This is a genomic window from Cloacibacillus porcorum, from assembly GCF_001701045.1.
In the GTDB taxonomy this organism is placed as follows: Bacteria; Synergistota; Synergistia; order Synergistales; family Synergistaceae; genus Cloacibacillus; species Cloacibacillus porcorum.
This window is the reverse complement of record NZ_CP016757.1, coordinates 1,633,542-1,645,459: the sequence shown is the minus strand read 5'-3', so window position 1 is coordinate 1,645,459 and position 11,918 is coordinate 1,633,542. Positions and strand designations below refer to the sequence as shown.

The 11,918-nt window shown below is 55.2% G+C and carries 7 protein-coding genes; 3 read left to right on the top strand and 4 right to left on the bottom strand.

Annotated elements, in window-relative coordinates; translation table 11 throughout:
• Window positions 1-12: 12 nt before the first annotated feature.
• Window positions 13-1,197: an NAD(P)-dependent malic enzyme gene (locus tag BED41_RS07385; RefSeq protein WP_066744481.1), complete on the bottom strand. Its 1,185-nt coding sequence runs from the start codon at window positions 1,195-1,197 to the stop codon at window positions 13-15.
• A 136-nt stretch (window positions 1,198-1,333) separates the two neighbouring features.
• On the opposite strand from BED41_RS07385, the gene BED41_RS07380 reads away from it, so the two are divergent.
• The 3 genes from BED41_RS07380 (at window position 1,334) to BED41_RS07370 (ending at window position 3,472) form a co-directional block, all read left to right on the top strand.
• Window positions 1,334-1,861, top strand: a complete 528-nt coding sequence (locus tag BED41_RS07380) for an FmdE family protein (protein ID WP_066744480.1) — start codon at window positions 1,334-1,336, stop codon at window positions 1,859-1,861.
• Between the two features lie 301 nt (window positions 1,862-2,162).
• Window positions 2,163-2,606, top strand: coding sequence for a transposase (locus BED41_RS07375; RefSeq protein WP_066742750.1), 444 nt, complete (start codon window positions 2,163-2,165; stop codon window positions 2,604-2,606).
• Window positions 2,600-3,472 carry an IS3 family transposase gene (locus BED41_RS07370; protein ID WP_367593408.1) on the top strand — a complete coding sequence of 291 codons (873 nt, stop codon included), beginning with the start codon at window positions 2,600-2,602 and terminating at the stop codon, window positions 3,470-3,472. The genes BED41_RS07375 and BED41_RS07370 overlap by 7 nt, the downstream gene beginning before the upstream one ends.
• A gap of 391 nt (window positions 3,473-3,863) precedes the next feature.
• Here BED41_RS07370 and BED41_RS07365 read toward each other — a convergent pair whose 3' ends face one another.
• The 3 genes from BED41_RS07365 to BED41_RS07355 all read right to left on the bottom strand — a co-directional run bounded on the left by BED41_RS07365 (window position 3,864) and on the right by BED41_RS07355 (window position 11,908).
• Window positions 3,864-5,105 (bottom strand): IS256 family transposase, encoded by a 1,242-nt coding sequence (locus tag BED41_RS07365; RefSeq protein ID WP_066742107.1) that lies wholly within the window; start codon window positions 5,103-5,105, stop codon window positions 3,864-3,866.
• A gap of 103 nt (window positions 5,106-5,208) precedes the next feature.
• Complete coding sequence (locus tag BED41_RS07360) at window positions 5,209-5,412, bottom strand: hypothetical protein (protein WP_066744479.1); 204 nt, start codon at window positions 5,410-5,412, stop codon at window positions 5,209-5,211.
• Between the two features lie 244 nt (window positions 5,413-5,656).
• Window positions 5,657-11,908, bottom strand: a complete 6,252-nt coding sequence (locus BED41_RS07355) for a hypothetical protein (RefSeq protein WP_066744477.1) — start codon at window positions 11,906-11,908, stop codon at window positions 5,657-5,659.
• Window positions 11,909-11,918: the final 10 nt, after the last annotated feature.

Genomic DNA, 11,918 nt, shown 5'->3' with positions numbered 1-11,918 from the left:
CCGCCTACCCCCCTATATCCTGGATACGCCGGTACGGCGCGCGGCAGCGGCCACCGCCGCAGCCACAGCGGGCACCACGCGCGGGTCGAGGGCGGAGGGAATAATATACTCCCTCGAAAGCTCAGACTCCGATACCAGCGAGGCCAGCGCCTCCGAGGCGGCGAGCTTCATCTCTTCATTTATGCACCTTGCGCGCACATCCAGCGCGCCGCGGAAAATCCCCGGAAAACCGAGACAGTTGTTCACCTGGTTTGGGAAATCGCTTCGTCCCGTGGCGACCACCGCCGCGCCGGCGGCAAGCGCCTCGTCGGGAAAAATCTCCGGCGTCGGGTTCGCCATCGCAAAAACTACGGGATTGGGGGCCATACTGCGCACCATCTCGCCGGTGAGCAGACCGGGGCGCGAAACTCCGAGAAAGGCGTCCGCTCCCCTTATCACCTCGGCGAGGCTGCCGCGCCGCTTTTCGGGATTCGTTATCTTGGAAAGCTCGATCTGCGCCGGATTCAGCCCCTCCGTATATCCCTCGCAGAGCGCGCCGCCCACATCACACATAATAATATTCTTTACGCCCGCAGCGAGGAAATAACGCGCGATCGAACTGCCCGCCGCTCCCGCGCCGTTAATGACAAGCACCGCGTCCTCGATGCCGCGCCCCGTCAGGCGCAGGGCGTTCTTATAGGCGGCAAGCGCGATCACCGCCGTGCCATGCTGGTCGTCGTGAAAGACGGGAATATCCAGCCTTTCCTGAAGGCGGCGCTCGATCTCAAAGCAGCGCGGCGCGGAAATATCCTCAAGGTTGATGCCGCCGAATGATACGGCGATCTTCGACACCACATTGACAAATTCGTCGACATCATTCGTAGACACAGCGAACGGGACAGAATCTATCCCCGCGAATCGCTTGAAGAGGCAGCTCTTGCCCTCCATCACCGGCATCGAGGCCGCGGGGCCGATATCTCCAAGCCCCAGCACCGCCGAGCCGTCCGTGATAACGGCCACCAAATTATTCTTTATCGTAACATTCCAGAGCTCTTCGGGATCGCGCTCGATGGCGCGGCAGGGCTCCGCCACCCCCGGCGTATAGACGAGGGAGAGATCCTCCATGCTCTCTATCTTCTTCCTACACTCGATATCCAGTTTGCCCCCCAGCTCCCTGTGCATATCAAGCGATTTTGCAAATACGTCTTCTTTTTTCATATTCCATACCTCCGCACAAATCCGATTAAAAAAGTTTAACTCCATATAAGTTGAATTGCAAATTATCTTTTTTATCTTTATTCGATATAATAATTCCCAGGGAAATTAAGTTGCAAATACAATGGAGGCCAGACAGATGGATAAAGAACTTCTATATAAAAAATGCGTCGATTTTCACGGCCACAGCTGCGGCGGCCTGCTCATCGGCTTCCGCGCGGCGCTCTGCGCAATGGAACGGTTCGCGATCACGGAGCCGTCGCCCGACGAAGAAATCGTCTGCGTCGCGGAGAACGACGCCTGCGGGATAGACGCGGTACAGGCGCTGCTCGGCTGCACCGCCGGCAAGGGCAACCTCATCCTGCGGCTGCGCGGCAAACAGGCCTTTACCTTCTTCGATAGAAAAAGCGGTGATTCCTTCCGTATCGTGCTGAAAGAAAAAGAATTCGCCTCCAAAGAGGAAAAGCGAAAATTCATGCGCGAAGCCCCCACGGAAGAGATATTCAAGATCGAGGAGGCGCGCTTCGCTCTGCCGCGCGAGGCAAAAATCTACCAGTCGCGCCGCTGCGCCCGCTGCGGCGAACCGACCGCCGAACCCTGGCTCCGCGTCAGCGATGGTAAACTTCTCTGCCTCGACTGCCTCGACGAAGCGACAACCGCACCGTAAATCAGGTTAGGAAAAAGATAAATCACGATTTAGCTTCTGACTTTGCCCTTACAGCCTCCCTCTCCGAGGGAGGTGTCGGCCGCCTGCTTTTGGCGGCTGACGGAAGGAGTGTTGCTCTGTTTGGCGCGGGAACCACGCCAAACAGAGCCCGCGGCAAAAGCCGCGGGAGAACCGAAGGTCAACTCTCCCTCACCCCGCTTCGCGGGGAGCTCCCTCGGATGAACAGCATCCCGAAAATCGGACAGCTAAATAAAGCCCCTGGATTATAATAAAACTAAATACATATAAAGGGGGCTCTTCTATGCGTAAACGTAAAACAGAAGAAAGAATAAAAGCAATTGAGATGCACAAACAGGGAATTCCACGAAGGCGGATTGCTGAAGAACTTGGTGTTAGTCCTGATTCTGTTAAAACATGGATATCTTTATATAAGAGCGGACAGAAGGACTTACTGGATGATACAAGGAAAAAAAGAACCTACAGCAAGGCTGTAAAACTTGAAGCTGTTTCGGCTCATTTAGAAGAGGGACGTACTATGGTAGATGTTACCTCGTCTTTTAACATTTCAAGTCCCTCTCTTTTAAGACGATGGTGTAAGGAATTTCTCGAACAAGGGGATATTTCTAGTTCAAAACGTGACTGTCCAGATAAGAAATTGGAAGTTACAAATAGCATAGAAAAGATCAAAGAGCTGGAAATGCAGGTTGACGTATTAAAAAAAGCCTTAGAGCTGCAAAGGTGGTGATAGAAAGAAATATTAAATACAGAATCATTTTTGAATTTTCAACAAAACATTCTGTCTGTGGAATGTGTAGATTTTTGTCCGTATCACGCTCTGCATACTACAGTTGGCTAAAGCGGCGTGGAATGGAAGATAAAGACGGTCCTCTCATAGAAGCAATAAGAACGGGACAGGATATCAACAAAAACACTTATGGGTACAGGCGAATGACTCTGTGGCTCAACAACTTCATTGGCATTCATGTAAACAATAAGAGGGTAAGGCGTGTTATGAAAAAAGCAGGACTTCAAGCGGAAATAAGAAAAAAGAAAAAGTTTAAAGTGATGTCAGGAAATATCCACAGCTATGAGAATATCCTGAACAGAGAATTTCGTTCCGACAGACCAAACCAGAAACTGGTTACTGATATCACATATATACGAACAAAAAAGGGTAATATATTCCTCTCCATGATAAAAGATCTCTTTGATAATTCCATACAGGGATATCAAATCAGTCGTAATAATAATATTAAGTTAGTAACCGATACATTGAAGAAAGCATTTGAAAACAATAATAAGGTGGTCGCTGATGGACCAATCCTCCACAGCGACCAGGGGTTTCAATATACAAGCCATGCATATTTCAACCTGACACAAAGATACGGACTCAAGGTCTCGATGTCAAGGAAAGGAAATTGTTTGGATAATGCCTGTGCAGAAAACTTCTTTAGTCACATTAAATCAGAACTCGTCAACCGAGTAAAATGGGAGAACTACGAGGAGGCTAAAGATGCTATAGACGAATATATAAGGTATTATAATAACGACAGGATACAGATAAAATTGAAAAAGGCTCCGATGCAATATCGAAGTCTCTTTATTGAATAAATTTTTGATACCCTTGGGAGCTTTTATAGCGTTGTCCGGTTTGCGGGACTCTGTTCAGGAGAGGGCGCCAAAATCTTTGGTAAATCGCAATTTACCGCTTTCCCCTATCGAAGATAAATCGGCGTTTAGAAGTGCGAGTTGCTAAATAACTTTGGGCTCTGGAACCGGAGCCGTATCTTTATACGGCGAGGATGCCAGAGCCCGAAGTTATGACGCAAGTCGTGCTTATAAACGCCGATTTAGGGCGTGTGAAAAAAACTCTGTAAATATGGACCTTCTGTGAGAAATCCAATACAACTAGGGCTAATAACGATCCCTGTATAACAAAATTATCAACCTATTAAGTGGCCAGTGTCAATACAAACACTGGCCGCTTTTTATTATTCTTAGCCTATTCAGGCATCCGTCCTTCATACATTACAGCTAGTTCACCAAGGATACTGCGCCAGTTCCTAACTGGCATACTCCATTTCTTGGTTGCTTCAAAAGTAGCAAGATATAAGGCTTTCAGAAGGGCGCCTGCGCTGGGGAATACGCTTCTTTGGCTGTTGAGCCTGCGATAGGTGGAATTAAGGCTTTCTATCGCGTTTGTCGTGTAAATGACCTTTCTTACCTGGCAAGAAAATTTAAATATCGGAGAGATCGTATCCCAGTTGCGCTCCCACCCCTTCACTGCATTTGCATATTTTAATCCCCACTTCTCAGCAACATGCTCCCTCGCTTCCAGCGCATGGGACTCGTCGGGAGCTTGATATATTGTTTTTAGGTCTGCGGCAAATTCTTTGCGGTCTTTTTCAACCACATATTTCATAGTGCTCCTGACCTGATGTATAAGGCAGCGCTGGTATTCAGTCTGCGGGAACGCACTTTCTACTGCTTCGCGCATTCCGCTAAGGCCGTCTGCACAGAGAATGAAGATATCCTTTACACCACGGTTCTTCAGGGAATTCAGGACTGTCAGCCAGTATTTGGCGCTTTCATTTTCTCCCACCTGCAGACAAAGCACTTCTTTTATACCGTTGCTGTTGATTCCAAGTATTACATAGGCTGCGAGCTTCTTTACAGCGTTATCTTCCCTGACAGAATAATGAATCGCATCTATAAAAACAATGGGATAGACTTCGGAGAGTGCCCTGTTCTGCCATTCTTCGATCTGCGGCATTATCTTGTCAGTCACATCCGATATGAAGCCTTCTGAAACGTCGAACCCGTAAATATCCTGTATCGTTGCCGATATCTGACGGGTAGTCATTCCTTTAGCGTACATAGATATTATTTTCTGGTCTATCTCGGAAATATCTTTTTGTCGCTTTCTTACTATCTTAGGATCGAAGCTGGATTCCCTGTCCTGAGGAACGTCTATGCAAAACTCTCCAAAACTTGAGTTTACATGCTTTTGTTTGTATCCGTTGCGGTAGTCGCTGCCTTCTGAACGCTGAGATTTCTTATAACCGAGATGTTCGTCCATCTCAGTCTCCATCATCTCTTTAATCGTACCCCCCAGAAGATCTTTCAGCGCATCCTGGATATCCTTTGCAGATTTGATATCGTATTCCTGAAGTAGGTATCTGATGATATCTCTTTTCCCGTCTGTCATCTGAACTTTGTGAGTAATCTTCTTATCTTTTGCCATTTTAAAGGCCTCCTGTAAGTAATTTTAATTTATCACAGAAGGCCTTTTTGGGCGATTTCTTTATTTACAGAGTTTGTTTCATAGGCTCCCGATTTAAGGTGATTTACGGGTCCATATGATTACCCCACTTCTCCATTACTATATCCCGCAGATCTCCGCCGCCAAGAATATGCCGTCTCTTCTCCGAAAGCGCGACATACTCACGGCAGACGACCTCGTCCATCTCCTTCGCGGTAAAATCATACCCCAGCGCGCGGACGGCGTCGCCGCGTTCATTCTCCGGCAGCAGGGCTATCTCAAGACACAAGCCGCGTGTCCTCTCGTTTTGGATCAGGTCGTTAAAAAATGCCTCCGCGTTCCTACTATGCAAACTATCACCCACTTGACAAGCACAGACCCCCATACAAACGGCCTCCCAGGCAAAAAATTCCGCGCCGCTCGGATACAAAAGTCATAAAGAAAATTTCATAAATCTCTTAGACTGTAAAAATCACCAGACGGAGAGCGCGCCGGACCTCCGCCGCCGCGGAAGACCGGCGCGCCGTGAACCGTCAGTTCTTATCTTTCAGAGCCTCTTTAAGCTCCTTTATCGTCTCCCTGTTCTTATCGTTCTCGTCTTTCAGCTGCATGAGCATTTCACGCATCGCCGCCATCTGTCTCTGCATCTCGGTCATGTCTTTGTACACAGAGGCCTGTTTGCCTCCCTTATGTCCTCCGACAGAGAAGCTGATGCCCGCGCGGCCCATCGTATCTCCGTCCGAGTTGAAGGCGACGCCCGCGTTCACAAGTACGTTCTCCCTTATATAATGGAAGACGCCCACAGCGAGAGACTGTTCGCTGCGGTAATAGCCGACTCCGGCGGAAATGGTCGTCGGCTCGTAGGGATTGTAGGCCACGGGGTGCATCGCCGAGAGGGCCGCCGCGTGCGCGCCTACCACCTGCACACGTTCGTCGATAGTATCTATCCTGCGGTAGGCGTTCCAGAGCTGATCGCCGGTGACGGCGTCGGTGCTTCCCTGGTAGAGGTCACCGTTTGATAACCCGGTTATTTTGCCGCCGCCCATATCGATACCGCCGCCGCCGATGTCGATCGCCCCCACCTTGACTCTCTCAAATTCGGGATTTTTGGAGACCGAGACCTTATTTCCCTCAACGACGATATTATCCCCCGCCGTTACGCTGCCGCCCTGAATAGAGCCGATGGCGTCCCACATACTTTGCAGGGTGTCATTAAGGTGCGGATCGCCGCTGTTCTGTACCGCGCCACTTGAGTTTTGCGTGTTCTGCCCCGTTGAAGGCATGGGGCTCGGCGGATAGGTGATGTCGAAAGATCCGCTCACGCTGTCGTAGGAGCCGCCGGTCCTCTCGGCAAGCGTCGTGCCGAGGGTGTCGAGTTTGCCGTCCAACTCTTTATACTGCCCGTAGTTGACGGCGTCGCCATCTTCCGTGCCTCTCGCGACATTGGTTATCTTTACGGGAGCATGTCCGGCTCCGCCGAGGGTGATGACGCTGCCTCCCGCAACGTCGTATCTGACGGCCCTTGGGTCTCCCGTAACGGCGATATCGTCGATCTTCTGGCTCAAATCGTCGCTGACGCCCTTAAGCTGTCTGTAATTGACGGCGTCAGTGTCGTCCCTGCCATCGGCAACGTTGGAAATCTTCACCGTGCCGCCGCCGCCGTCCGTCAGGATAAGTTTATTGCTGGAACCGGAGGCGTATTTCACCGCCATCGCCATGTCGGAGCTTATCGCGCCGATATTCGTTTCATTCACCGCAACTCTGCCGCCGAGAGCGCTTACATCGCCGCTAACCGTCTCCAAACTGTTTGTCAGTGTATTGATATTTGCCGTGTTCGAGTCGACGGAGACCTTCAGCGTGCTTACGTCGCCGCTCACCGCCGCGACGCTCTGATTCGTCGCGAACAGCTGAGCGCCCGTCACCGCCTCCCTGCTGTCGGCGGCGACCTTGCCCTCCGCGACGTTGGAAATCTTCACCGCGCCGTCGCTTCCGTCCGTCAGAGTAAGCCTGTTGGCCGAGCCGGAAGCGTACTTGACGGACATCGCCACATCCGAGCTAACCGCGCCGATACTTGCCTCGTTCGCCGCGACCCGCTCATTTGTCGCGAAGAGCTGGCCGCCGGTCACCGCGTCCTTGCTGTCTCTGGCGATCTCGCCCGCCGCCAAGTTTGTGAGCTTTACGGGATTCACTCCGTCGCCGAGCTTGACTGACGTTTTCAAAGCGTCCTCGTATTTAACCGCCATCGCCACGTCGGTGCTTACGGCGTTTATCGCCGACGTGTTGCCCGCGATGAGCGTGTCGTGCGAGGCAACCGCCGTGTTCAGCGTGACGATGCCGCTCTCGTTTGCCGCGATGCGTGCGTCGTGCGAGGTTATCGCCGTCTCGTTCGCCGCCACCCTGCCGCCGAGGGTGCTTACGTCGCCGCTCACCGCGGCCACTTTAAGCTCCGTCGCCGACAGCTGTTCAAAGTTCACCGCGTCGTTTGAGGTGACGCCCGCCGCGACGTTTTTCAGCGTGACGGCGTTCCCACCATTGTTGAGCGTCACTGACGTTTTCGCGTCGTCGTCATATCTGACGGCGCGGGCGTCCCCGCTGGTGACGATATTGTCTATTCTGGTATTGATATCGGCGCTGACGGTATAGAGCTGACCGCCAGTCACAGCTTCGCGGCTGCCCGCGGCGATGGTTCCGTCGGCGACATTAGTCAGTTTGACGGGGCCCCCTGAGCCGCCGAGAGCTACCTCCGTCTTAGCGTCATTGTACTTGACGGCCTTGTCGTCGAGCATTCTGAGGTCGTCGCTCACCCTGCCGATATTCAGCGTGTTTGCCGTCACTCTGCCGCCGAGGGCACTTACGTCGCCGCTCACCGCGGCCACCTTCAGCTCCGTCGCCGAGAGCTGTGCGAAGTTCACCGCGTCGTTTGAGGTGACACCGGCGGCGACGTTTTTCAGCGTCACCATATTCGTACCGTCGCCGAGTGTCACGCTCGTTTTGCCAGCGTCGTATTTGACGGCCATCGCCACATCGGCGCTTACGGTGTTTATCGCCGACGTGTTGCCCGCGATAAGCGTATCGTGCGAGGCGACCGCCGTGTTCAGCGTGACGATGCCGCTCTCGTTCGCCGCTATGCGAGTATCATGTGAGGTTATCGCCGTTTCGTTTGCCGCCACCCTGCCGCCGAGGGTGCTTACGTCGCCGCTTACCGCGGCTACTTTCAGCTCCGTCGCCGAGAGCTGTTCAAAGTTCACCGCGTCGTTCGAGGTCACTCCCGCCGCGACGTTTTTCAGCGTCACCATATCTGTGCCGTTACCGAGTGTCACGCTCTTTTTGCCAACGTCGTATTTAACCGCCATCGCCACGTCGGCGCTTACGGCGTTTATCGCCGACGTGTTGCCCGCGATGAGCGTATCGTGCGAGGCAACCGCCGTGTTCAGCGTTACGATACCCGTCTCGTTCGCCGCTATGCGCGCGTCGTGCGAGGTTATCGCCGTCTCATTCGCCGCCACCCTGCCGCCGAGGGAACTTACGTCGCCGCTCACCGCGGCTACTTTCAGCTCCGTCTCCGTCAGCTGTTCAAAGTTCACCGCGTCGTTAGAGGTCACTCCCGCCGCGACGTTTTTCAGCGTCACCATATCTGTGCCGTTACCGAGCGTCACGCTCTTTTTGTCCGTGTCGTATTTAACGGCCATCGCCACGTCGGCGCTTACGGCGTTTATCGCCGCTCTGTTGCCCGCGATGAGCGTATCGTGAGAGGCGACCGCCGTGTTCAGCGTGACGATGCCGCTCTCGTTTGCCGCGATGCGCGCGTCGTGCGAGGTTATCGCCGTCTCGTTCGCCGCCACCCTGCCGCCAAGGACGCTTACGTCGCCGCTCACCGCGGCTACTTTCAGCTCTGTCGCCGAGAGCTGTTCAAAATTCACCGCGTCGTTCGAGGTGACACCGGCGGCTACGTTTTTCAGCGTCACCATATCTGTACCGTTACCGAGCGTCACGCTCGTTTTGCCGTCGTCGTATTTGACCGCCATCGCCACGTCGGCGCTTACGGCGTTTATCGCCGACGTGTTGCCCGCGATGAGCGCGTCCTGTGAGACGACCACACCGTCAAGCGCCGCGAGCTGTGCGACGTTCACCGCGTCGGTGCTCGTCACGCCAGCCGCCACGCCCGTCAGCTGGCGCGTGAACTCTATAATGCCTTGAGTGCCGCCTATTGATACTACGCCGATACCGCCGCCCTTTACCGTGGCGTTCACACCGCCGGCATCCGCGCCGGTGGGAACGTAGACGCCCGCCGCCGTCGTCATCCTATCCGCGACGGACCACGCTCCCAGCGCCACGCCGTAGGCGACTGACGCCTCCGCACAATATCCGTAGGCCGAGCTGTAGTATCCCGTCGCCTCCGCGCCGCTTCCGTAAGCCGAGCTGTAGTATCCCGTCGCCTCCGCGCCGCTTCCGTAAGCCGAGCTGTATTCTCCCGTCGCCACCGCACCGGCTCCGTAAGCTGAGCTGTATCTTCCTGACGCTTCCGCACCGTTTCCGTAGGCAGAGCTTTGCTGTGCTGTCGCCTGCGCATTTACGCCAATCGCGACAGTACCTGCCCACCTGCTACCACCGGCAGCCTTTGCGCCGTTGCCGATGGCGATGTCATCTTTCTCCGCCGCGTCGGCGCTGCCTATCGCTATGCTGTATTGGCCGGAGGCGCTGGCGTTCGCGCCCAGCGCTGTGGCGTAGTCTGCGTTAGCCTTCGCGTTGTCTCCAAATGCCGAGGCGTGGTTGGCGGAGGCCACGGCGGAGGCTCCGACGGCAGTGCTGCCTCCGCCCCACGCGTTTGCGTTGCTTCCGATAGCCAGCGCGTCAACAGCCGTCGCCTGGGCCAGGTAACCGATGGCGGCGGCGCGTTCCGCTGTCGCCGAGGTCTGTTTTGAGAATTCCACATCATAGCCGCTGCCGATGGCTATGGAGTTGTTCGCCGAGGCGAGGGCTCCGTTTCCATAGGCAGAGCTTTGGTCTCCTGAGGCGACAGAGCCGCTTCCGTAGGCAGAGCTAGAACTTCCCGTTGCCTCCGCACCGCCTCCGTAAGCTGAGCTGGATTCTCCTGTCGCTTTAGAATAAGTTCCGTACGATGAGCTGTCGTTTCCCGTCGCCTGCGCCGCGTTTCCGACGGCTACGCTCCTATATCCGGTGGCCTCCGTGACTATACCGCTCTCGCCGAGGCCGCTGCCGATGGCGATGGAGGCATCTCCCGAAGCCAAAGTAAGAGCGCCTGCGGCAAAGCTGCTTCCTCCTGTCGCCTGCGCGTAGTACCCGTAAGCCATGCTGGATTCTCCTGCCGCGGAAGCATAAGCTCCGTAGGCCGAGCTGTAGTCTCCCGTCGCCTCCGCATTGTCTCCGTAGGCTGAGCTGGATTCTCCTGTCGCGGCAGCATATTTTCCGTACGCCGAGCTGAATTCTCCACTCGCGGCTACACTACTTCCGTAGGCCGAGCTCCCCTTTCCCTCCGCTATCGCGCCGTTTCCGTAGGCCGAGCTGTATTCTCCCGTCGCCTGCGCATTTACGCCAACAGCGACACTACCTACCACCTCGCCATCACTTCCACCACCGGCAGCCTTTGCGCCTTTGCCGATGGCAATGGCGTTTTCCATCGTCGCGTCGGCGCTGCCTATCGCTATGCTGTATTGGCCGGAGGCGCTGGCGTTCGCGCCTAGCGCCGTGGCGTGGTCGGCGGTGGCGTTTGCGTTGCTTCCGAGTGCCAGCGCGTCAGCCGATGTCGCCTGCGCCAGATAGCCGATGGCGGCGGCGCGCTCCGCTGTAGCCAAGGTTTGTTTTGAGAAGTACATATCATAGCTATCATAGCCGCTGCCGATGGCTATGGAGTTGTCCGCCGAGGCGATGGCTCCATTTCCGTAGGCTGAGCTGGCACCTCCTGACGCATTAGCATTAGCTCCGTAGGCCGAACTATTGATTCCCGTCGCCTTCGCACTGCTTCCGTAGGCCGAGCTACCTCCTTTCGCCGCCTGCGCATCTAGACCAACCGCGACACTCCTGCGGCCGGTAACCTGTGTGCCGTTGCCGATGGCGATAGCTCTGTCCTCCGTCGCGTCGGCGCTGCCTATCGCTATGCTGTATGACTCGGAGGCACTGGCGTTCGCGCCGAGGGCGGTGGCGTAGTCGGCGGCGGCGTTTGCGTTGCTTCCGAGTGCCAGCGCGTCAACAGCCGTCGCCTGGGCCAGGTAACCGATGGCGGCGGCGCGTTCCGCTGTCGCCTTGGTATATTTTAAGTAGCCCGTATCAGTGCTGCTGCCGCTGCCGATGGCTATGGAGTTGTCCGCCGATGCAAGGGCTTCGCTTCCGTAGGCCGAGCTGCCACTTCCCGTCGCATGCGCGTAAAATCCGTAGGCCGAACTGTAGGCTCCCGCCGCCTGCGCGTTGTATCCGTAGGCCGAGCTGCCACTCTCCGTCGCATGTGCACTGTCTCCGTAGGCCGAGCTGCCACTTCCCGTCGCCTGCGCGTTATTTCCGTAGGCCGAGGTGCCGATATGCGTCGCCTGCGCATTTAGACCAATCGCGACACTCATGTGGCCGGTAGCCTGTGTACCGTTGCCAATGGCGATGGTATTATCCTTTGACGCGACGGCGCTGCCTATCGCGATCGCGTGCTCCACGCCGCTGCCGACGGTGCCGCCGTCCGCGGTGTAGTTCGCCTCCGCCGCCCTCAGAACGGGCAGGGCAAAGAGCGCGGCGACGGCGGCCCAGAGGGCGAGGCTTTTCACAAGGTTTTCTTTTTTCATTTTACCGGAG